Raw genomic sequence first — 21,882 nt, 5'->3', positions numbered from 1 at the left:
GATCTCGGTGATCTCGGTGTCCCGCTGCTCGCTCATGCCGTGGCCTCCGCCGCCGCGCGGGCCGCCGCCGGAAGGGCGTCGGCGATCCGCTGGAGCGCCCGCTCGTCGTGGGCGGTGGACACGAACCACGACTCGAAGGACGAGGGCGGCAGATAGACGCCGTGCGCCAGCATCGCGTGGAAGAAGGCGGTGAAGCGGTACGACTCCTGCGCCCTGGCGTCGTCGTAGTCGCGCACCGGCCGGTCGGTGAAGAACACCGAGAACATGTTGGAGGCGTTCTGGAGGGTGTGCGCGACGCCCTCCTTGGTGAGCGCCTCGGAGACCATGGCCTGGATCTGCTGCGAGACGGCGTTCACCTTGGCGTAGGCCGCGTCGTCGAGCAGCCGCAGCTGGGCGAGGCCCGCGGCGGTGGCGACCGGGTTCCCGGAGAGCGTGCCGGCCTGGTAGACGGGCCCGGCGGGGGCGAGGTGCGCCATCACGTCGGCGCGGCCGCCGAAGGCCGCGGCCGGGAAGCCGCCGCCCATCACCTTGCCGAAGGTCATCAGGTCGGGCTCGACGCCGTCGACGCCGTACCAGCCGGCCCGGCTGGTGCGGAAGCCGGTCATGACCTCGTCGGAGACGTAGAGCGCGCCGTTGTCCCGGCACAGGTCCCTGAGCCCCTGGTTGAACCCGGGCAGCGGCGGCACGACGCCCATGTTGCCGGGCGATGCCTCGGTGATCACACAGGCGATCTCGTCCGGGTGCGCGGCGAAGGCGGCGCGCACCGCGTCGAGGTCGTTGTACGGCAGCACGATGGTGTCGCCCGCCTGGGCGCCGGTGACGCCGGGCGTGTCCGGCAGCGCGAAGGTGGCGACGCCCGAGCCGGCCGCGGCCAGCAGCGAGTCGACGTGCCCGTGGTAGCAGCCGGCGAACTTGACGACCTTGGCGCGCCGGGTGAACCCGCGGGCCAGGCGGATCGCGGACATGGTGGCCTCGGTGCCGCTGGAGACCAGCCGGACCTGCTCCAGCGGCGCGACGCGCGCCACCATCTCCTCCGCGAGGGCGACCTCGCCCTCACCGGGCGTACCGAAGGAGGTGCCGCGCGCGACCGCGTCCTGCACGGCCGCGATCACCTCGGGGTGGCTGTGCCCGAGGATCATCGGCCCCCAGGAGCACACCAGGTCGACGTACTCCCGGCCGTCGGCGTCCGTCAGGTACGGCCCGCTGCCGGACACCATGAACCGGGGCGTGCCGCCCACGGCGCGGAAGGCGCGCACCGGCGAGTTCACGCCGCCGGGCGTGACGGTCGCCGCCCGGTCGAACAGCGCCTGCGAGGCGGGGGCTTCGTATGGGTATGGCACTTCGCTCATGGCCTGCGACTTCTCCGATTTCTCGGTTCTCCCGGCGCTGGGTCGGTCCCTCGGGGGGCCGGCCGTCCGGCGTCCGGGCTTCCGGCGCTCGGGCGGACGGCCGCGGTCCGATCAGCGGTCCGGCGGGCGTGTCCTGTCCGGCCACCGGCCCGGTGACCTGTTCGCCGACCTGTTCGGTGACCACTCCGGTGACCTGTTCAGGGTAGGCCAGGGGGCGCGGGGGCCGGGAGCGGAGCGGGGTGGCGCTCCCGGTCCGCTCCCGGCCCCCGCGCGCGGGCGGATCCCGTATCGGTATCGGTGGCCGTGGCAGTGGCCGAAGAAGCGGCTCAGGCCCGGCCCATCTGAGAAACTGGCCTCCTCGTACGTACGCACAGACACAGGGACGGATGCGTGCGGGCGGACGGACAGGAGGAAGAGTCGTGGCAGGGTCGTGCCGACGGCCACGAAGATCCCGCGGCGAGATGTTTCGGCGTACGTTTCGGCGTGCGGCCGTGGGGGAGGTCACTGACACGATGATCGGGTTGCGCGGCCGGGGCCACGCGTCCTAGAAAAGCAGTCGGGTGGAGATATGCATCGCGGTGGCGGACTGGGCGAGGGGACTGACGACCTGGGTCCTCGGCGTGCCCGGCGGGGAAGGCACCGGCGCGAAGCGGAGGAGACCGCCGAAGCACGTCAGGCGCAGGGCGCGCCCGGCGAATCCGAGCGCTCCGACCGGCGGACCGACGACCGGGCGGGACGCCGGGCCGATCGCCTGCGGGCGGGGAGCAGGAATGGTGGTCGGGTGGGGGTGACGTACAAGTACTTCGGCGCCCCCGACGGCGCGACCGCGGCCCGCGTCCCGATCTCCATGCGCCCCGAGGAACTGGGCGGCGACGAGCTGGGCATGAACGGCATGTTCACCAAGATCAAGCCGGAGACCATGGCCGCGATGGTCCTCACCGGCATCGAGGGCGTCCCCCTGCATCGGGTCCCGCCCCTCGAACTCGTCGTCCTCCACCCCGACTACGCCGTCGTCAGACTCCCCATGACCGTCGTCGACCCCCTCCGCGACATCGGCGAGGAAGCGGTCGGCGCCGCCGCCTTCATCTGGTCCACGGTCCCGGACCGCGGCGGCCCGCGCGACGCGTTCAACGTGTACCAGTTGCTCCACGAGTGGCAGGACTTCAGCCACCGGCTGCATGAGGCGGGGCATCAGGCCTATTGCCTGGTGTGGCCCTGAGGCGGGGGATGTGACGGACTCGGGGGCGGCAGGTCGCCGCCTCCTCCATTGCTGTGCGCGTCAGGGTCCTTGCGGGTCTGCCGAATTCTGCGCGGAACCTGGAGAAGGCGCCTGGCCGGTGGCCTCGGCGCCGCCCAAAGAAGACTGTGGTTCTGCTCTCCGGTATTCGATCATCGCCCGGACCCTTTGCTGTGGATCAGGCAGTTCCTTGACGAACTGAACGAAGGCGTCCTGGAATTCGCGTTCGGCCCTGTCCCGATGCCAGGCCCGCGCCTGGGCGACGACCGGTGGCACGAGAACGGTGAGGGCGACGCCCGCCGACGCGGCCCACCAAGGCGCTCCCACCAGCAGGTCACGCAGTCCTGTTGCTCCGGAGGCCAGGGCGGGGAGAGAAACCAGGGTCATGCGCACTGCCGCGCCTTTCCGGCAGAGGGCAGTGCATGGGCCCCCTGTCCTGACGAACCAGTCGGGGCTGGGGGCATGGGGCCGGGCATACCGAGGGGACCCCGGCTGTGACGCGAAACTCGCTCAGCCCGGGATCGGCCTATTGCTACTGAATTGGAATTACGGAGCCTGGGAGAAGGAGAGGAATTCTGAGGATTTTTGGGCAGGCTCCTACATTTACCTAGTTGTTGTAGAACAACGTAGGCTTAACCTTCCCAATAAACCACGGCATCAATTCTCGGATGCTTCCCGAACCAGTGTCTCGATGCTTCTTCCGCGCCCGGACATGCCGGACCTGGTCACCAGTCTGCCGCAGGAGAGCCCGGAGCGGCAAGGTTCCGCAGCTCACGGGTGAGACCACCTGCAGTACCGCCTCGATCCGCCGCAGGTGAGCAACCGTCGACCGCGCCAGGGTGCCCCCGGCGTCGACACGATCGCCGTCCCGCTTCGCCCGAGCCCGCCGCAACCCACTTCTTGTGCAAGTGACAGGAACCCAAGTACCGTAAGCGGCATGCAAGCTGACGTGTGGTCACCCACACCCGTGCTCTTGACGGTCGACCTCGTGATCCTGACCTTGCGCGAAGGGCAACTGTGCATCCTGCTCGTGGAGCGGGGTGAAGATCCTTTTCAGGGCACACCGGCGCTGCCCGGTGGTTTCCTCAGTCACGCCGGTGAGGAGATCCTTGGCGCTGCCCACCGCGAGTTGAGTGAGGAAACCGCTCTGGTCGCCGGGTGCGTACATCTTGAACAGATGGGCATCTACGGGGACGTAGGCCGTGACCCACGAGGCCGAGTCGTTTCCGTGGCCCACTTGGCGATCGCGCCCGGACTCCCCGAACCGGTTGCGGGAACGGATGCCTCCGACGCCGCATGGGTCCCTGCGGAGACCATCCTGTCAGGTGAGCTGGAACTAGCCTTCGATCACCGCCGGATCGTGACGGACGGGATCGAACTCGCGCGAACAAAGCTCGAATTCTCGGCGTTGGCCACGGCATTCTGCGGAGAACTCTTCACCATAGCGGAGCTGCAACAGGTGTACGAGGCGGTTTGGGGAACCGAACTCGACACCCGTAATTTCTACCGGAAAGTCCAGGCCGCCAAGGGGTTCATCGTGCCCGCCGGTTCCGGACGCAGGACCACGGGAGGCCGGCCCGCGCGCCTCTACCGGGCCGGACCGAAGGCGGTGCTGTTCCCGCCACTGATCCGACCCGTGCCGACCATGACGGACAAGGGAACGAGAGAGGAAGAGGAATAGATGGCGAAAGACCTGGTGGTGGTCCTCACCGCCCTCAATCTCGAGTATCAGGCCGTGCGCCGGAGACTGTCCGGTCCGCGGATACACCGGCATGAGCGTGGGACACGGTTCGAGGTGGGAACCGTCCAGGGCACTTCGTGTCGGGTCGCGCTCGGCCTGACGAACAAAGGAAACCACTCCGCCGCTGTGATCGCCGAGCGCGCGATCCAGGAGTTCTCGCCGGTGGCCGTGCTGTTCGTCGGTGTCGCCGGCGCCCTGTGGGAGACCGCCAGGCTGGGCGACGTGGTGATGGCGACACACGTATACGCCTACCACGGCGGGACCAGCGAGGACGACGGACTCAAGGCCCGCCCGCGGACGTGGGAGGCGGCGCACGGTATCAGTCAGCTCGGCGCGCACCTGGCCCGCGTGAACGACTGGGCTGACGCCGTGCCCGGCCAACGGCACGCGCCGCAGGTGCGCTTCGGAGCGATCGCCGCCGGCGAGGTCGTGCAGAACTCGAAGATCTCCGCCGAGGCGCAGTGGATCCGCCAGCACTACAACGACGCGCTCGCCATCGAGATGGAGGCCGCCGGCGTGGCGCAGGCCGGACACCTCAACGGGGCAGCCGTGGCCATCATCCGCGGGATCAGCGACCGGGCGGACGGCACGAAGAGCAGCGCGAACGACCGTGACTGGCAACCACGTGCCGCAGCGAACGCGGCGGCGTTCGCCATACGGCTGGCCGTGGAACTCGTGGAAGAACAGGAGCAGATCGCCGTGTCCGAGACAAACAGGGCCCACGCGGCCGACAACCCCAAAGAACACGTCAGCAACATGGCCCACAACAGCACCATCGGCATCATGGCCGGCTCCGTCACGGGGAGCAGCGTCCGGATGAACGCGGGCCCGAAGGTGACTGGTCCCGCGGGCCTGGCCGCAGAGCTGGACGTCTTACGTACGCGTCTGAAGCACCACCACGCCGAGGGCTCCCTCGATGACGACACCTACCGAGAAGCACTGGCGGAGCTGGGTTTCGCTCGCCGGGCGGCCCGGGAGCACACGTCCGAGTCGTCCAAGCGGGCCACCATGGCACTCAAGCGGTTACGCGGTCTGATCGCGGAGGTTCCCGAGCTGGTGGCCATGCTGGCCCCACTGGTCATCGCGGCTGGTGACCTGTCGTGACCGATGTCAGCAGCGTCGCGCAGGCCGCATACGACTCCGTCGTCGGGATCCAGGCCGAGGTCGTTCACAACTCCACCGTTTCCATCGTCCATCCGGATGCGACACCTCAGGAGAAGTACAAGGTCGGTGTGCGGTTCCTGGAGGACGGCGTACCGAGTCGTGCTCGCGAGATGATCAGCGACGCGATCGCCCATGGACACGACAACGCGGAGGTTCGTTTCCACTGGGTGCTCGCCATGCTCAGCGGGCGCGCCTACCACGACCTCAGCACCGAAGAGGTCCAGCGGCTGAACCGTGCCTCCGGGCTCGTCCGGACCTATGCCGAGGGAGAGTGGAAGGAAGCTCTGCGCGTCGCTTTCGAACTGCTCGCGATGCTCAGCACCGCAGACGGTGAGGCGGGGCGCGTACTGGAGCGTCTGCGAGCCCTGTCATCTCACCTGCGCGACGCGATCCTCCATCACCTCGACCTCGTACTCACCGGAGGTCTGAAGGACAGCCTGTGGACCGAGAACCGCGACCGGGCCGAGGCGGCTCGCTTCGGCCACGACCGAGCCCAACGGGTCTGGGCCTATTTCGAACCCGACCCCATCGGACCGCGGGCCCTGCCGCCTCGCCCGAGCACCGCTGCCGCCGCACGGGCGACGATCCCGTTCCGGGCCGGGCTGTTCGTCGTCGCCGGCGTGTTCGTCTCTGTCCTGGCACTCATCGCGGATCCGGCTGCGGCTGTCATCGAATTGCTGGTGACCATCGGTGCGGGTCTGACCGCCGCTCACTTCGGCCGCCTGCGGCGGTACCAGGAACATCGGCTGACGCCCCAGAACTCTGAGCCCCGCGTCCCCGGCCAGGCCGGTCCCGCCGCTGCCGGGGACGGATTCACCAACCGCGTCCGTCACTCGTTCGACCACTACTTCGGCGTCCATGTGCCCCACGGATTCGCCCCGCACGAATGGCTCCGTCACACCACCCCCATCCGCGACAGCCTCGTCACCGAGATCGCACTGCTCTACCGCGAGAGCCGAGTCGGCGTGGACCGGGTCCACTGGCTGATCCGCCATCTCGCCGAGGACACCCGGAACCGCTACACCGCAGGCACCCTGTTCGATCAACGCCAGCAGAACCAGACGTCGGCGATGGCGCAGGCCCTGCGTGTGTTAGCTCTCACCGCTCTCGGCATCACGACCCTGGCCCTGCTCGGGACAGTGATCTCGGATGCCGGCGCACCGCAGATACTGCTGACCCTCCTGGCCGTGGTCGTCGCGGTCTGGTCCGGACGCGCGGCCGCGTCCTCGTGGCTGGAGGCCCAGGGCGAAGAGCACCGGTTCGCCGAGGAGACCCAGGAGTACCACGAGCGGCTGACCGCGCGGCAGGTCGCTTACCAGCAGTGGAAGTCGTTCCTGGACACGACGCGCCCCAGTGAGCAGGAGATGGAGACCTGGCTCACCTGTGACAAGACACTGTTCGTCGACGAAGCACTCCGCCACTACCAGCTCACCTGGCGCGACCTGATCACCCACACCATTCTGATGACGCCCGCACGCCCCTACAAGCGAGGTCGGGTGAAGGGCGGCCCTTGGCGGTACTCACGGTACAGCTTCCGTCTTTTCCTGGTCACCCAGGACGGCGTTCGTGAAGTCAGTACCGAATTCGATTTCACCGACGGGCGACGCGGCGGGAACGAGCAGCGGAGCAACTACCGGTTCGACGCGTTGTCCTCCGTGCAGGTAACGGAAAGGACCAATGTCGGTTACGACTTGGAACTCGTCCTCACCAACGGGCCGGCCAGGAACATTCGCGTCAAAGACGCCGACTCCCACCAGTTGGCACCGGACGAGAACGCCCAGGAGATCGCAGAGATCAATCTGAATTCTGCCGGTTTCATCCACACCTTCCGCCTCTTGGAAGGAATCGCGGCGGACGGAAAGGGTTGGATCGAACGAAACAACCCGAACAACCTGCCGTCCTTCGACGCCGCCGATTGAGCCTTCCAAGCCTTCGAGGCGGGCAGGTTCCGCAGCGACGGAGCTCTGCCCGCCCGCGCATCAGCTCAGCCGGGACCCGAGCTTAGGGATGGCGAATTGTCATGACCGCCACAGAGGATGTCACCGAGAGCAGACTGCTGCTGGCCGAGTACGACCGCATCAAGGAGGAGCAGAACACCCGTATAGGGTTCCGTGACAACCTGCTCTACTTCACCCTCGCCGCGTCCACCGCGGTACTGGCGATCACCGTCCAGAGCGGGCAGGCGCGACTGCTGCTCGCCGTGCCCGTGATCTGCCTGGTACTCGGCTGGACCTACCTGGTCAACGACGAGAAGATCTCGGCCGTCGGCTGCTACATCCGCGACCAGCTGGGCCCGCGGCTGGCAGAACTCAGCGGCGCCCGCGGAGCAGTGTTCGGCTGGGAGACCTACCACCGCGGCGACGCGGGCCGCACCACGCGCAAGCGGCTTCAGACCATCGTGGACCTGTTCACGTACTTGGCCCTTCCGATGGTTTGCGTGGCCGCTTTCTGGTGCTCTCCCGCCGTCCGGCCCTCACTGGTGATCGTCTCCCTCGCACAGACACTTGCCCTGGCCGTACTGGGTTGGCAGTTCTTGCGCTACACGGAGCGGTAGTCCAGCTGTGCCGCCCCGCGTTCGAGTGAGGGTGTCACAGGGCCAGAGTGATCGCCGCCCCCGCTCCCCCGAGCCCCGCCGCCAGGGCTGCTTCGGGCCAGCCGCCGGTGGACCAGGGGAAGACGCGGTCGGCGGCGAGGCGGCCGGGGCCGGTGGCGGCGACGGTCAGGGCCACGACGGCGATGGCGATGTTGTATTCGATGCCGCCGTCGGTGTCCCAGAAGCCGTGGGCGCCGGTGACCGTGACCATGGCGTTGATCATGACGCCGATCAGTGCGGCGGCGGCGAGCGGGGTGAGGAGGCCGAGGGCCAGACCGAGGCCGCCGAGGAGTTCGGAGAGGCCGCCGATCACGGCGTAGACGCGGCCGGGACGGTAGCCGATCGCCTCGAAGCCGCGGCCGGTCGCCGCCAGGCCGCCGCCGCCGAAGAGGCCGAACAGCTTCTGGGAGCCGTGCCCGGCCAGCAGCAGGCCGAAGGTCAGCCTCAGGAGCAGCAGACCCCAGTCGGCGGCCCATGAGCGGGGCCGGGCGGAGGCGGTGCGGTGGGGGGTCGTCGGCTCCGTGGCGGACGACGAGCGGTTCAGGATGCGCTTCGCGGACATGGGAAGCTCCGGAGGGGCAGGGCAGGAAAGGGGGCGTCCTCCACGTTTCCGGACGGGCGGACATCGCGCATGTCGGGGCGGGCCCGGCGGGGGCTCGGCGGGGCCGCCGTCGTCGCCCATGTACAGGACGGAACAGGCCGTGTGATCATGACGGCTGCGGCCGCCGACCACGGCCGTTGCTGGGGGATGCCGTCCGCGGGCGGCACGAGGACGCATCGGGGGGTGCGCAGTGACACGGACGGCCTCGGTCGTCGCGCTCGTCGTGGCTCTCGCCGGTATCGCCGGGGGCGTCTTCGTCGGCGCTTCCGGGCTGGACACGGTGATGGGCTGCGGCCCCGCCGAACACACCTACCCGGACCAGACCGCACGGGACTGGGTGACGCAGGCCGACCACGTCGTGGTGGCCGCGCCGGTCGGCGAGGAGGACACCGGGCGGCGGGACTACAAGAGCGGCCCGGTGAGCTACGAGACCGACCGCAAGGTGACCTTCCGCACCGATCGCCGCCTGTGGTCCGCCGCCCGGCCCCGGCACGCGCTGGGCGGCGACTTCGCGCTGGTCGCTCCCGGCTGGCGGGTGCTGCGGGCGGGCGGCGCCCGGATCAAGCGGACCACCGGGGACGCCCCCCGCCTGGAGACCGGCCACACCTACCTCCTGGCCCTGCGCTGGTCGGAGGGCGCCTGGGTGGTGCTCGGCGAGGGGGCCTCCGTACCGTTCGACGGGCACACCGCCGGGTCGGGCGAGTGGTGCGGGCGGGTCCTGGGCAAGGACGACGTCGCCCGCGGCGAACTCTTCTCCCGCTCCGACGACCACAGCCTGGAGAAGGACCTGCTCGGGAAGGACGAGCAGGCCGTCGTCCGCGCTCTCACCCGCGCCGCCCGCAAGAAGTGACGGAGAGTGACCAAGCCTCCGGTTTTCCTCCGCGCCCGGCACTACGTACTGTAGGGTCCCGCTCGCCCTTCTCCATCGTCCACGGGGGATCCATGCAGGAAGCGCGTTGTCCGGCGCCCGGTGCTCCACCGCCCGGCCAGAAGCGGGACGGCGGGCTCGCGCCCACGGTCGCCGCCCTGGTCGTGAGCCTCACCGTCGCCGCCGTCGGGGTGTACGAGCTGAGCGGCTTCGGGCTGCACAGCCTCGACCACCGGCCCCATCTGTTCAGCGACGGCTTCGCCACGGCCGGCGTGATCGTCGCCACGGTGGCGGCCGGGGCGGCGGTCGGCAACCTGGCCTGGATCCTGACGGCGCCCCTCAGGCACGCCGCCCTCACCGTGAGTGACCAGTCCGATGACCCTGACGGCTGCGGTGCCGGGGACGACGGAGGAGACGGCGAGGGCGAGGGCGAGGGTGACGGCGGCAGGGACAGCGGTGACCGCAGTGACCGCGGCGACCGCGGCGACGGTGTCGGTCCGGGCTCCGCGGGTACCCCGCATGCTCCCTGCGTCTCCGCCGCGGTTCATCCTCCCGGCCCCGGCGAGTAAGCACACACCCGTCCGCTCCTTACCTTCTCCCGAAACACTGGGGCCAAGGCCCCTCAGCCACCGCCCCGACCACCACCCCCAGCCACCGCCAGACCCCGTCCGTCCCTGTCCGTCCCTGTCCGTCCCATCGGCCCCCATCCGGCCCGTCCCCGAGGTGACCCGTCACCCATGCCCGCTCGGCAGTCCGTCCTCATCCCCCCGCAGCGCGCCCCGCGTACGTCCGCGCGCCCCTCCCCCGGCCCCCGGCTGCGGGCGGGCGCCGCCGCGGCGACCGTCTGGTACCTGCGGGTGCTCGCGCTGCTCAACATCGTCGCGGTGCTCTCGCTGCCGTTCCGCGAGGAGGTGCACGAGCACAACGGCGGTGAGTTCTTCACCCCGTACCTGGCCACCGCGGGCCTCGTCTCGGCCGCGCTCGCGCTCTTCCTGGCCATGGTGATGCGGCGCCGCAAACGCGCGGCCTGGGTGTTCAACCTGCTGCTCGCCGGACCGCTGTTCGCGCTCTACGTGCTCGCGCTCACCCAGGAGCGCTTCCGCGAACACCCCTTCAACTGGGTCTCGGCGGCCCTGACCGGCCTGTTCGTGCTCGCGCTGCTGGTCGGCCGCACCGAGTTCAACGCCATCGGCGACCGCTCCAACCCCCGGCTCGCCCTGGCCGTCGGCGCCGTCGGCATCCTGGTCAGCGGCGGCCTGGGCACCTGGCTGGTCGACGCCACCAACAAGGTGTCCGGCGCGCCCCTCACCGACAAGGTCGCCTACACCCTGCTGCGCAGCGTCAGCGTCGGCCCGCTCGCCGACCGCGTCCCCGCCGTGGAGTCGCCCCGCTGGGTGGACATCCTCATCAACGTGCTGATGGCGGTGACCTTCCTGCTGGTGCTGTACGTCTGCTTCCGCTCGCCGCGCGGCCTGGCGCTGCTCGGCGCCGAGGACGAGACCCGGCTGCGCGAGCTGCTGGACCGGCACGGCGAACGCGACTCCCTCGGCTACTTCGCCCTCCGCCGCGACAAGGCCGCGATCTTCTCCCCCACCGGCAAGGCCGCCGTGGCCTACCGCGTCATCGGCGGGGTCAGCCTCGCCTCCGGGGACCCGATCGGCGACCCGGAGGCCTGGCCCGGCGCCATCGACGCCTGGCTGGCCGAGGCCCGGCGGCACGCCTGGACGCCCGCCGTCATGGGCGCGAGCGAGGAGGCCGGCACGATCTACGCCCGGCACGGGCTGGACGCTCTCGAACTGGGCGACGAGGCCATCGTCGACGTCGCCGACTTCAGCCTCGACGGACGCGCCATGCGGGGCGTGCGGCAGGCGCACAAGCGGGTCCAGCGGGCCGGCTACACCGTCACCCTCCGCCGCCACGAGGACATCCCGGACGACGAGATGGCCCTGCTCGTGGAGCGCGCCGACCACTGGCGCGACGGCGCCACCGAGCGCGGCTTCTCCATGGCGCTGGGCCGCCTCGGCGACCCGGGCGACGGCCGCTGCGTGATGCTGGAGTGCCGGGACGCGGACGACGAGCCGCGCGCGCTGCTCAGCTTCGTGCCCTGGGGCGAGCACGGCCTCTCCCTCGACCTGATGCGCCGCGACCGCGAGGGCGAGAACGGCCTGATGGAGTTCATGGTCGTCGAACTGCTGCTGCGCGCCGGGGAGATCGGCGTACGGCGGGTCTCGCTGAACTTCGCGATGTTCCGCTCGGTCTTCGAGCGCGGGGCGCGGCTCGGGGCCGGTCCGGTGCTGCGGCTGTGGCGTTCGGTGCTCACCTTCTTCTCCCGCTGGTGGCAGATCGAGTCGCTGTACCGCGCCAACGCCAAGTACCGGCCGGTGTGGGAGCCGCGGTTCCTGCTGTTCGCCAAGAGCGCCGACATTCCGCGCATCGGCCTCGCCAGCGCCCGCGCCGAGGGCTTCCTCACCCCGCCCGCGCTGCCGTCCTTCGTCCGCCGGGGCCGGCGCCACGGCGCGTCCACCGCGCCGGAGGCGTCCTCCGCGCGGACGGGCGGTCCGACCGGGCCTACCGACTAGCGCTGTGGCCGGGGGAGTGACCTCCGGAGGTCACTCCCCCGCCTCCCGCTCCGCCCCCACCGTGAACCCGATCACCGCACCCCCGCCCTCGCGCCGGTAGGCGAAGGGCGCGCCGCCGTGGGCGAGGGCGACCTCGCGCACGATGGACAGGCCGAGGCCGGAGCCGGGCAGGGAGCGGGCGTCGGCGGCCCGGTAGAAGCGGTCGAAGACGCGGAGCAGATCGGCCTCCGCGACCCCGGGTCCGCGGTCGAGGACCTCGACGCGCACGGTGCCCGGCCGGGCGGGCCCGAGGACGGCGATCTCGATGGGCGCCGTGCCGCCGCGGTCGAACTTGGTGGCGTTCTCGACGAGGTTGGACAGGGCCCGCTGGAGCATGCCCGGCCGGCCGTGGGTCGTCGTGTCGCCGCTCGCCCGGATCACGATGTCACGGCCGGTGCGGCGGCGGGCGAGGCCCGCCACGTCCTCGGCGATGTCGGCGAGGTCCACCCGCTGCGGCGGTTCGCTGTCGGACTGGCCCGCCGCGAGGTCGACGAGCTCGTTGACGAGATCGGTCAGTTCGCGGGCCTCCTGGGTGAGGTCGGCGACCAGGTCCTCGCGGGTGGCGGGCGGCAGTTCGTCGATACGCCGCAGCAGCGAGATGTTGGTGCGCAGCGAGGTGAGCGGGGTGCGCAGTTCGTGGCCCGCGTCCTGGACCAGGCGCCGCTGGTCCTCCTCGGACTGGGCGAGGCGGCCGAGCATGCGGTCGAAGGCGCGGCCCAGGCGCCCGACCTCGTCGTAGCCGGTGACCGGGACCTGGACGCCGAGCCGCCGGGTGCGGGCGACGTCCTCGGCGGCGGCGGTGAGGACCACCAGGCGCCGGGTGATGCGGCGGGCCAGCCACCAGCCGAACAGCCCAGCCGCGATGACCACGATCGCCATCAGCACCAGGGTGCGCTGCTGGAGCGCGCGCAGCAGGTCCTCGGTGTCGCTGAACTCCTGGGCGATCTGGACGGCGCCGCGGCCGTCGCCGAGCGCGACGGTGGCGATGCGGTACACGTCGTCGGCGACGGGCACGTCCTGGTACTCGATGGTCTTGCCCGCCACGGCGTCACCGGCCAGCTCGCGGTCGTCGACGGTGACGGGCAGCGGCGGGCTGCCGTGGTCGACGATCTGCCCCCCGGCGCCGAGCACCTGCACGTCGGTACGGCTGGGCCGGACGACCTCGTGGCCGGGGCGGGAGGAGGAGAAGTCCTCCGGGGTGCGGTCGTAGCGCCGTACCTCGTCCTGGACGTCCTGCACGACCTGGGTGAACACCGACTGCTGGTCCACCCGGACCAGCCGGGCGGCGGAGTTGTACGACAGGATGCCCACGAGGACGGTGACGGCGGCGGTCACCACGGCGAACGACACCGCGAACGTGGTCCGCAGCGACCAGAGCCGCGGCCGCGGCCGCGGTCGTGGCCGGAGCCGGGGCCGGAGCCGGTCCGTCAGCCGCGCGAGGCGGCCCACTCAGTCCTCCCGCAGCACGTAACCGACGCCGCGGACGGTGTGGATGAGCTGCGGCGCGCCCGGCGCGTCCAGCTTGCGGCGCAGATAACCGACGTAGACGGCGAGGTTCTTGGAGCCGGGGCCGAAGTCGTAGCCCCAGATCCGGTCGTAGATGGTGGAGTGGTCCAGGACGATGCCGGCGTTGCGGACGAGGAGTTCGAGGAGTTCGAACTCGGTGCGGGTCAGCTCCAGTTCACGGGCGCCTCGCCAGACGCGGCGGGCCTGGAGGTCCATCCGGATCCCGGCCGCCTCGACCAGCCGTTCGGGCAGGTGCGGCGCCCTGGCCGGGCCCGCGGCGGCGGCCGGTGCGGCGGGGGCGGCCGGGGCGGGGGCCGGTTCGGCGGCGGGCGGGGCGGTGCGGCGCAGCAGGGCGCGCAGCCGGGCGAAGACCTCTTCGACGTCGAAGGGCTTGACGACGTAGTCGTCGGCGCCCGCGTCCAGGCCCGCGATCCGGTCGGCGGTCTCCACCAGGGCGGTGAGCATGAGGATCGGGGTGCGGTCGCCCTCGGCGCGCAGCACCCGGCAGACCTGGAGCCCGTCGATGCCGGGCATCATCACGTCCAGCACGAGGACGTCCGGCGGGGTCCGGTGGGCCTGGGCGAGCGCCTCGACGCCGTCGGCGACCGCCGTCACCTCGTAGCCCTCCAGGGTCAGGGCCCGCTCCAGGGCGTGGCGGATGGCGCGGTCGTCTTCGGCGAGCAGCACAGTCTGGGGCACGCGACCAGTCTGCCAAGGCGGTGGTGGTACGAAGGGGGCGAGCGGGCCGGTGATCACCCTTTTTACCCGGCTCTCACCGTCCCGGGCGCAACCGGCGGTACGGGCCCGCCGTCCTCGCGCCGCTCACCGGCGGCGGGGCTCCGCCGCCGGGCGGGCGCGGACGCGTCGCTCAGCCCCGCAGCCGGGCGAGCTGCTCCTCGAACGGCACCACGGCCAGACCGCCGTCCGCCGCCCTGCCCTGCTGCCCGGGAACGGGCGGCTGCCCGGGTACGGCCTGCTCTCCGGGTACGGTCCGCCCCGCCGAGTCCGCGCCACCGCCCACCGGTGCGGCCGGTGCGGCCGGTGCACCCGGTGAAGCCGGTGAAGCCGGTGAAGCCGGCGCCGCCGGTGCGGCCAGCGCCGCGAGTTCCCCCGCCGCCCGCTCGATCCGCTCGGGCAACCCCTCGGCGCCCCAGTCCTCGGAGGCGGCGTAGACGCCGGTGGGGACGACCACGGCCCGCAGGTAGGCGAAGAGGGGCCGCAGGGCGTGGTCGAGGACCATGGAGTGACGGGCGGTGCCGCCGGTGGCCGCGATCAGCACCGGCTTGCCGGCCAGGGCGTCCTTCTCGCGCGCGCCGAGCACGTCGAAGAAGGACTTGAACAGTCCGCTGTAGGACGCGGAGAAGACGGGCGTGACGGCGATCAGCGCGTCCGCCTCCGTCACCGCGTCCAGCGCGGCGGCCAGCTCCGGGCCGGGGAAACCGCTGGTCAGGTTGTGCGCGATGGCCACGGCGAGGTCGCGCACCTCGATCACCCGGACCCGGGCGTCCGTGCGGCCGGCGGTCGCGGCGGCCAGCCGGTCGGCGAGCAGCCGGGTGGAGGACGGGACGCTCAGCCCCGCCGAGACGACGACGAGCTTCATACGGTCACCTCCGGGGTGTCCTTCGCGGCGAGCAGCGAGGTGTGGGTGGGCGCGTCCGGCACACCGGCCGGGCGGTTCTCGGCGAACTCCTCGCGCAGCACCGGCACGACCTCCTCGCCCAGCATGTCGAGCTGTTCGAGGACGGTCTTCAGCGGCAGCCCCGCGTGGTCCATCAGGAACAGCTGGCGCTGGTAGTCGCCCGCGTACGAGCGGAAGGCCAGCGTCTTCTCGATGACCTGCTGCGGGGAGCCCACGGTCAGCGGCGTCTGGTCGGTGAAGTCCTCCAGGGAGGGGCCGTGGCCGTAGACGGGGGCGTTGTCGAAGTAGGGGCGGAACTCGCGCACCGCGTCCTGGGAGTTCTTCCGCATGAACACCTGGCCGCCCAGGCCCACGATCGCCTGCTCGGGGGTGCCGTGCCCGTAGTGGGCGTAGCGCGAGCGGTACAGCTCGATCATGCGCTTGGTGTGGTCGGCGGGCCAGAAGATGTTGTTGTGGAAGAAGCCGTCGCCGTAGTACGCGGCCTGCTCGGCGATCTCCGGGGAGCGGATGGAGCCGTGCCAGACGAACGGCGGTACGCCGTCCAGCGGGCGCGGGGTGGCGGTGAAGCCCTGGAGCGGGCTGCGGAACCTGCCCTCCCAGTCCACGACGTCCTCACGCCACAGCCGGTGCAGCAGGGCGTAGTTCTCGATGGCCAGGTTGATGCCCTGGCGGATGTCCTGCCCGAACCACGGGTAGACCGGGCCGGTGTTGCCGCGGCCCATCATCAGGTCGACCCGGCCGTCCGCGAGGTGCTGGAGCATCGCGAAGTCCTCGGCGATCTTCACCGGGTCGTTGGTGGTGATCAGGGTCGTCGAGGTGGACAGGACGAGGCGCTCGGTGCGCGCGGCGATGTAGCCGAGCATGGTGGTCGGCGACGACGGCACGAACGGCGGGTTGTGGTGCTCGCCGGTCGCGAAGACGTCCAGGCCGACCTCCTCGGCCTTCAGCGCGATGGCGACCATGGCCTTGATGCGCTCGCGCTCGGTCGGCGTCCGGCCGGTGGTGGGGTCCGGCGTGACGTCGCCGACGCTGAAGATCCCGAACTGCATGGTCGCTCATCCTCCAGGTTGTTGACTGTTCAACTATACCTGCTGAACGGTCCCCCACCCGGAGGTATTCCGCACCCGCGCCGCACCCCCCCCTCCACGGCCCTCGGCCCCTGACCCCCTCACCCCCCTTCACGTGCCTCGCCCCCCTGACCCCTCGGCCCCTCGGCCCCTCGGCGGGCTCAGGCCGCCCCGGTCCCCGCCGCCAGCGCCTCCGCCTCCCCCTCCGGCCCACGCCCCCGCTCGTCCCCGTCCCCGTCCCCGACCCCGTCCTTCGTCCGCCACGGCAGCAGCACCGGCGTCACGAACAGCAGCAGCCCGGCCAGGCCGATCGCTGCGCGCGTCCCGGTGAACACCGCCAGCAGGCCCCACAGAGCGGTCACCGCCGCCGTGGTCAGCCTGCCGCTCGCCGACCAGGCCGCGAGCGTGCGGGCCACCCGGTCCGACGGGGTCAGCTCCAGCCGGTAGGCGCTGTACACCGGGTTGAACACCCCGCACAGGGTGATCAGCACCGCCTCGACCGCCATCACCACCGCCAGTCCGGGCACCCCGGGCCGCACGAACACCAGGCCCACCGGCCAGCACACCCTGAGCGCCCCCGTGGCGAGCAGCACCCGGCGCCGCCCGTACCGCGCCACCAGCGGACCCGCCAGCCGCGAGCCGAGCAGCCCGCCCAGGCAGGGCACGGCGAAGGCGAGGCCGTACTGCCACGGCGCGAACCCCAGCGGGCCCAGCATCAGCACCGCCAGCAGCGGCGGCGCCGCCATGATCAGCGCGTTGACCAGCAGGGTGTTGAAGAACAGCGGCCGCAGCACCGGGTGCGTCAGCACGAACCGCCAGCCGTCGAGCAGGTCGGCCGCCCGCAGCCGCCCCGGCGCGCCCCCCTCCGCCCCCTCCGTACGCACGGGACGCGGACGCGGGGCCGCCTCCGTACCGCCGATCGCGCGCACCCCCAGCGCGGAGAGCAGATAGCTGACCGCGTCGGCCACCACCGTCACCACCGGCCCGAACACCCCGACCAGGAACCCCCCGGCCGGCGGCCCCAGCACCGACGCCGTCCACATCGTCGACTCGAACCGGCTGCTCGCAGCCAGCAGGTCCGGCTTCGGCACCAGCGCCTTCAGATACGCCCCGCTCGCCGCGCCGAACGCGATGTCCGCCGCCGCGACCAGCACCGACACCACCAGCAGCTGGGCGAACCCGAGCACACCGCACGCGTAGGCGACCGGCACGGTCAGCAGCGCCGCGCAGCGCGCCAGGTCGGTGGCGATCATCACCGGCCGCTTGCGCCGGAACTCCACCCACGGCCCGAACGGCACCGCCAGCACCGCGCCCACCGCCGGACCGGCCGCCGCCAGCACCGACACCTCACCGGGCCCGGCGTGCAGCACCAGCACCGCGATCAGCGCGAACGCGTCGAACGCCAGCCACGTCCCGAACGTGCTCGCCGCGTACGCCGCCCACAGCCACCCGAACCGCCGCCCGAGCCCCGGCCGCCGCTGCCCCTGCCGCTCCCGTCGCTGTTCCCGTTGTTCCCGTTGTCCCCGTTGTCTCCGTTGTTCTTGTTGTTCCCGTTGTCCCCGTTCACGCCCCACGCGCGCTCTCCTCCCGCAGCCGCCCGGCCGGTCCACCGCCGCCGACCGGCCGCCCATCCAAGCCCCCGCCCGTCCCGCCCGGCAAACAACCGCCGGGGCACGCGGCCCACAACCGGCAGTTGTGACGGCACGGTGGCAGTAGGGTCGGCCGACGTGGACCCGGACCTGGACCTCACCGCCGTACGCACCTTCGTCGCCGCCGCCGACGCGGGCCGCTTCCAGGACGCCGCCACCGATCTGGCCGTCACCCAGCAGGCCGTCTCCAAGCGGGTGGCCGCCCTGGAGAAGACCCTCGGCACCCGGCTGTTCACCCGCACCGCGCGCGGCGCCCGGCTCACCGTCGACGGCCAGGCGTTCCTGCCGCACGCCCGCGAACTCCTGCGCGCCGCCGAACGCGCCGCCGCCTCCGTACGCCCCGGCCGGCGCGCGCTGCGCGTGGACGTCATCGGCCGCAAGCTCGCCCCCTCCGGGCTGCTGCGCGACTTCCTGCGCGCCCACCCGGACACCGCGCTCGACGTGGTCACCCTCTACGACGCCGACGCGGCGGTGGCCGCGCTCCGCGCCGGCACCGTGGACGCCTCGTTCCGCGCCGTCCTCCAGCCCGGCCGGAACCTGCCCGACGACATCGCGGCCGTCCCCGTCCTGGACGAGCCCCTGCACCTGCTCACCGGCCCGGCCCACCCCTTCGCCGACGCCCGCGCCGTCCGCCCCGCCGACCTCGCCGGGCACCCGATCTGGATGCCCGAGCTGGGCAGCGGCACCGAGTGGGCCGCCTACTACGCCGACCTCGCCGCCGCCTTCGGCCTCACCATCGACGTGATCGGCCCCCACTTCGGCACCGAGCCGCTGCCCGACGTCCTGGCCGAGTCACCCACCCTGACCACCTTCGTCGGCGAACTCACCCGCGTGCTCTGGCCCGCCGACTACGACCTGCGCCGCATCCCGCTGCGCCACCCGGTCCCGGCGTACCCGCACTGCCTCCTGCACCACCGCGACAACCCGCACCCCGCCCTCGCCGCCCTGCGCGACCACCTCCTGCGCGCCGCCCGCGCCCGGCGCGCCCCCGGCGACATCTGGACCCCGCCCTGGGCCCGCCGCACCACCCCGGCCACCCCCTGACGGACCCGCCGCACCACCCCGGCCACCCCCCTCTGACCGGCCCGGCCACCCCGCCAAGCCCCCCACGCCCGCCGTGAAAAGCTGCCCCCCATGCCCCTGATCCTCCGCTCCGCCGCCCTCTTCGTCGTCGCCGCGCTCTTCGAGATCGGCGGCGCCTGGCTGGTCTGGCAGGGCGTGCGCGAACACCGCGGGTGGCTGTGGGCGGCCGGCGGCGTGCTCGCGCTCGGCGCGTACGGCTTCGTCGCCACCTTCCAGCCCGACGCGCACTTCGGCCGCATCCTCGCCGCCTACGGCGGGATCTTCGTGGCCGGATCCATCCTGTGGGGCGTCGTCGCGGACGGCTACCGGCCCGACCGCTGGGACCTCGCGGGCGCCGCGGTCTGCCTGGCCGGAATGGCGCTGATCATGTGGGCCCCGAGGAACGGCGGCTGAGGTTCGCCTACGCTGGGCTGAGCCGAGCGCACGAACCCGAGGAGCAGCCCATGGCCACCGCCGCACCGTCCGCCGCCTCCCGCATCGCCGTGGTCACCGGTGCGAGCAGCGGTATCGGCGCCGCCACGGCCCGGCAGCTCGCCGCCGCGGGCTACCGCGTGGTGCTGACCGCCCGCCGCAAGGACCGCATCGAGGCGCTGGCCGAGGAGATCACCGCGGCCGGCCACTCCGCCACCGCCTACCAGCTCGACGTCACCGACCGGGCCGCCGTCGACGAGTTCGCGAGCGCCTTCCGCACCATCGGCGTCCTGGTGAACAACGCGGGCGGCGCGCTCGGCGCCGACCCGGTCGCCACCGGTGACCCCGCCCAGTGGCGCGCGATGTACGAGACCAACGTCATCGGCACCCTCAACATCACCCAGGCCCTGCTGCCCAAGCTCGCCGCGAGCGGCGACGGCACGGTGGTCGTCGTCTCCTCCACGGCCGGCCTCGGCACCTACGAGGGCGGCGCCGGGTACGTCGCCGCCAAGCACGGCGAGCACGTCCTCGCCGAGACGCTGCGCCTGGAGATCGTCGGGCAGCCGGTCCGGGTCGTCGAGGTCGCGCCCGGCATGGTCCGCACCGAGGAGTTCGCGCTGACCCGCTTCGGCGGCGACACCGAGAAGGCCGCCAAGGTCTACGAGGGCGTCGCCGAGCCGCTGACCGCCGACGACGTCGCGGACACCATCACCTGGGCGGTGACCCGCCCCAGCCATGTCAACATCGACCTCCTGGTCGTGCGCCCGCGCGCCCAGGCGTCGAACACCAAGGTGCACCGGGAGCGGTGATGACGATGACGACGCCACAGAACGCCTCCGGACCGGACACCCCCGGGCCGGACACCCCCGGACCTGGCCCCGCCGCCCAGGGGCCGCCCGCCCGGGAGCGGACCGCCGCCGAGCAGCGGCGCCTGGCGGAGGAGAAGAAGCGCGAGCGCTACGTCTGGTACTACCTCGGCTACTTCCTCTTCGGCATCCACGTGGTGGCGTTCGTCATGATCTACGCGGTCCGCCACGCCAAGTGAGGCCCCGCGCGGTCGCGTCGACCCCGCCGTAGGGTGACCGACCGTGGACAGACACATACGCTTCGACGCCCTGCGCAACGTCCGTGACCTCGGCGGATACGCCACCGAGGACGGCCTGCGGGTCCGCCCGCGCCTCCTCTACCGCGCCGACGGCCTCGGCAAGCTGGACCGCGCCGCCCCGGACTGGGACCGCTTCCTCGCTCTGGGGATCGGCACCGTGATCGACCTGCGCCACGGCTGGGAGGCCGAGCGCCAGGGCCGGGTCCCGGAGCACCCCTCCTTCACCTACCACAACCTCAGCATCGAGCACCGCCCCTACGACCAGCCCGCGCTGGGCCCCGAGGTGGACCCGGGCCCGTATCTGGCCGAGCGCTACCTCGAAGTGGCCGAGGACGGCACCAAGGAGATCCGCGCCGCCCTGGAGCTGATCCGCGACGCGGCCGTCTCCGGCACCCCGCTGGTCTTCCACTGCGCCTCCGGCAAGGACCGCACGGGCGAACTGGCCGCGCTGGTCCTGACCCTGCTCGGCGTCCCCGAGCCCACCGTCGTCGAGGACTTCTCCCTCACCGAGCTGGCCACCCCGATGCTGCTGGCCGACTGGCGGGCCCGCAACGGCGGACGCACCCCCCGCTGGCCCGGCTACGGCCGCGCCCCCGCCGCGGTGATGCGCCTGTTCCTGGCCGCCCTGAGGCAGAAGTACGGCTCCGTCGAGGCGTACGTCACCGACGCCCTGGAACTCGACGCGTCCGCGCTCGCCGCCACCCTGCGCGCCCACCTCCTGGAGCCCGCCCCCGCCACCCGGCCGCCGCTGTCCTTCCGCCGCGCCGTCCCCGCCGACGCGCCGCTGCTGGTCCGGCTGCGCGACAGCGCCGCCCTGTGGCAGCTGGCCCGCGGCATCGACCAGTGGAAGCCGGGCGAGAAGGACGAGGCCCACTTCCGCACCCGGATGCGCGAGGGCGAGGTCTGGCTCGCGTACGCGGGCGAGCATCTGGCCGGCGCCTGGGAACTGTGGTGGGACGACCCCGACGCCTGGGGCCCCCGCCCCGCCGACGCCGGCTACATCCACCGCCTGATGACCGCCCCGCACACCGCCCCGCCCGGCACCGGCCGCCGCCTCCTCGCCGAGGCCGAGTCCCGCATCACCGCCACCGGCCGCCCCTACGCCCGCCTCGACTGCCTCACCACCAACCCCCGCCTGCGCGCCTACTACGAGACGGCCGGCTACACGGCCACCGGCGAACACCCCGCCAAACCGAACCCCACGGGCACCCCGTACGCGGTGACCCTGCTGGAGAAGCGGCTCGCATAACC

21 protein-coding genes are annotated in these 21,882 nt (G+C 72.2%); 13 read left to right on the top strand and 8 right to left on the bottom strand.

Annotated features, from left to right (window positions below; all coding sequences use genetic code 11):
- Window positions 1–32: 32 nt before the first annotated feature.
- The gene (gene hemL, locus A8713_RS17955) at window positions 33–1,349 is read right to left on the bottom strand and encodes a glutamate-1-semialdehyde 2,1-aminomutase (RefSeq protein WP_064534491.1); all 1,317 of its coding nucleotides are present in this window, start codon (window positions 1,347–1,349) and stop codon (window positions 33–35) included.
- 781 nt (window positions 1,350–2,130) lie between these two features.
- On the opposite strand from hemL, the gene A8713_RS17950 reads away from it, so the two are divergent.
- Window positions 2,131–2,568: a hypothetical protein gene (locus A8713_RS17950; RefSeq protein ID WP_018568226.1), complete on the top strand. Its 438-nt coding sequence runs from the start codon at window positions 2,131–2,133 to the stop codon at window positions 2,566–2,568.
- 60 nt (window positions 2,569–2,628) lie between these two features.
- Here A8713_RS17950 and A8713_RS33610 read toward each other — a convergent pair whose 3' ends face one another.
- Window positions 2,629–2,979 carry a hypothetical protein gene (locus A8713_RS33610; protein WP_159393106.1) on the bottom strand — a complete coding sequence of 117 codons (351 nt, stop codon included), beginning with the start codon at window positions 2,977–2,979 and terminating at the stop codon, window positions 2,629–2,631.
- Window positions 2,980–3,523: 544 nt separating this feature from the next.
- On the opposite strand from A8713_RS33610, the gene A8713_RS17945 reads away from it, so the two are divergent.
- The 4 genes from A8713_RS17945 to A8713_RS17930 all read left to right on the top strand — a co-directional run bounded on the left by A8713_RS17945 (window position 3,524) and on the right by A8713_RS17930 (window position 8,045).
- Window positions 3,524–4,267 carry an NUDIX hydrolase gene (locus tag A8713_RS17945; protein WP_064534490.1) on the top strand — a complete coding sequence of 248 codons (744 nt, stop codon included), beginning with the start codon at window positions 3,524–3,526 and terminating at the stop codon, window positions 4,265–4,267.
- A complete protein-coding gene (locus A8713_RS17940) occupies window positions 4,268–5,431 on the top strand; it encodes a 5'-methylthioadenosine/S-adenosylhomocysteine nucleosidase family protein (RefSeq protein WP_064534489.1) in 1,164 nt (387 codons plus the stop codon).
- Window positions 5,432–5,601: 170 nt separating this feature from the next.
- Window positions 5,602–7,410, top strand: a complete 1,809-nt coding sequence (locus A8713_RS17935) for a hypothetical protein (RefSeq protein ID WP_064537570.1) — start codon at window positions 5,602–5,604, stop codon at window positions 7,408–7,410.
- A gap of 101 nt (window positions 7,411–7,511) precedes the next feature.
- Window positions 7,512–8,045: a hypothetical protein gene (locus A8713_RS17930; protein WP_064534488.1), complete on the top strand. Its 534-nt coding sequence runs from the start codon at window positions 7,512–7,514 to the stop codon at window positions 8,043–8,045.
- 34 nt (window positions 8,046–8,079) lie between these two features.
- Here A8713_RS17930 and A8713_RS17925 read toward each other — a convergent pair whose 3' ends face one another.
- The gene (locus A8713_RS17925; protein WP_064534487.1) at window positions 8,080–8,646 is read right to left on the bottom strand and encodes a DoxX family protein; all 567 of its coding nucleotides are present in this window, start codon (window positions 8,644–8,646) and stop codon (window positions 8,080–8,082) included.
- 229 nt (window positions 8,647–8,875) lie between these two features.
- Here A8713_RS17925 and A8713_RS17920 point away from each other — a divergent pair, with 229 nt between their 5' ends.
- The 3 genes from A8713_RS17920 to A8713_RS17910 all read left to right on the top strand — a co-directional run bounded on the left by A8713_RS17920 (window position 8,876) and on the right by A8713_RS17910 (window position 12,132).
- Window positions 8,876–9,535: a hypothetical protein gene (locus tag A8713_RS17920; RefSeq protein ID WP_064534486.1), complete on the top strand. Its 660-nt coding sequence runs from the start codon at window positions 8,876–8,878 to the stop codon at window positions 9,533–9,535.
- 92 nt (window positions 9,536–9,627) lie between these two features.
- A complete protein-coding gene (locus A8713_RS34305; RefSeq protein WP_237305406.1) occupies window positions 9,628–10,122 on the top strand; it encodes a hypothetical protein in 495 nt (164 codons plus the stop codon).
- Between the two features lie 168 nt (window positions 10,123–10,290).
- Window positions 10,291–12,132 carry a phosphatidylglycerol lysyltransferase domain-containing protein gene (locus A8713_RS17910; protein WP_064534485.1) on the top strand — a complete coding sequence of 614 codons (1,842 nt, stop codon included), beginning with the start codon at window positions 10,291–10,293 and terminating at the stop codon, window positions 12,130–12,132.
- Between the two features lie 30 nt (window positions 12,133–12,162).
- Here the strand turns inward: A8713_RS17910 and A8713_RS17905 are convergent, their stop codons facing one another.
- The 5 genes from A8713_RS17905 to A8713_RS17885 form a co-directional block, all read right to left on the bottom strand.
- Entirely contained in the window at window positions 12,163–13,620 is a 1,458-nt protein-coding gene (locus A8713_RS17905; protein WP_443069726.1) for a HAMP domain-containing sensor histidine kinase, read from the bottom strand.
- A complete protein-coding gene (locus A8713_RS17900) occupies window positions 13,621–14,364 on the bottom strand; it encodes a response regulator transcription factor (protein WP_064534484.1) in 744 nt (247 codons plus the stop codon).
- 181 nt (window positions 14,365–14,545) lie between these two features.
- Window positions 14,546–15,277: a CE1759 family FMN reductase gene (locus tag A8713_RS17895; RefSeq protein WP_064534483.1), complete on the bottom strand. Its 732-nt coding sequence runs from the start codon at window positions 15,275–15,277 to the stop codon at window positions 14,546–14,548.
- Window positions 15,274–16,365: an LLM class flavin-dependent oxidoreductase gene (locus A8713_RS17890; protein ID WP_064534482.1), complete on the bottom strand. Its 1,092-nt coding sequence runs from the start codon at window positions 16,363–16,365 to the stop codon at window positions 15,274–15,276. The genes A8713_RS17895 and A8713_RS17890 overlap by 4 nt, the downstream gene beginning before the upstream one ends.
- 179 nt (window positions 16,366–16,544) lie before the next feature.
- A complete protein-coding gene (locus A8713_RS17885) occupies window positions 16,545–17,828 on the bottom strand; it encodes an MFS transporter (RefSeq protein WP_079159268.1) in 1,284 nt (427 codons plus the stop codon).
- Window positions 17,829–18,122: 294 nt separating this feature from the next.
- On the opposite strand from A8713_RS17885, the gene A8713_RS17880 reads away from it, so the two are divergent.
- The 5 genes from A8713_RS17880 to A8713_RS17860 all read left to right on the top strand — a co-directional run bounded on the left by A8713_RS17880 (window position 18,123) and on the right by A8713_RS17860 (window position 21,880).
- Window positions 18,123–19,076: a LysR family transcriptional regulator gene (locus A8713_RS17880; protein ID WP_064537568.1), complete on the top strand. Its 954-nt coding sequence runs from the start codon at window positions 18,123–18,125 to the stop codon at window positions 19,074–19,076.
- Between the two features lie 90 nt (window positions 19,077–19,166).
- Window positions 19,167–19,508 (top strand): YnfA family protein, encoded by a 342-nt coding sequence (locus A8713_RS17875; protein ID WP_037887565.1) that lies wholly within the window; start codon window positions 19,167–19,169, stop codon window positions 19,506–19,508.
- A gap of 50 nt (window positions 19,509–19,558) precedes the next feature.
- Window positions 19,559–20,335 carry an SDR family NAD(P)-dependent oxidoreductase gene (locus tag A8713_RS17870; RefSeq protein WP_064537567.1) on the top strand — a complete coding sequence of 259 codons (777 nt, stop codon included), beginning with the start codon at window positions 19,559–19,561 and terminating at the stop codon, window positions 20,333–20,335.
- Window positions 20,335–20,571: a hypothetical protein gene (locus A8713_RS17865; RefSeq protein WP_064534480.1), complete on the top strand. Its 237-nt coding sequence runs from the start codon at window positions 20,335–20,337 to the stop codon at window positions 20,569–20,571. The genes A8713_RS17870 and A8713_RS17865 overlap by 1 nt, the downstream gene beginning before the upstream one ends.
- 43 nt (window positions 20,572–20,614) lie before the next feature.
- Entirely contained in the window at window positions 20,615–21,880 is a 1,266-nt protein-coding gene (locus A8713_RS17860; RefSeq protein ID WP_064534479.1) for a tyrosine-protein phosphatase, read from the top strand.
- The last annotated feature ends 2 nt before the right edge of the window (window positions 21,881–21,882 follow it).

The organism is Streptomyces sp. SAT1, assembly GCF_001654495.1.
GTDB lineage: Bacteria > Actinomycetota > Actinomycetes > Streptomycetales > Streptomycetaceae > Streptomyces > Streptomyces andamanensis.
The sequence above is the reverse complement of the archived record's forward strand: the minus strand, read 5'-3'. Positions and strand labels throughout refer to the sequence as shown.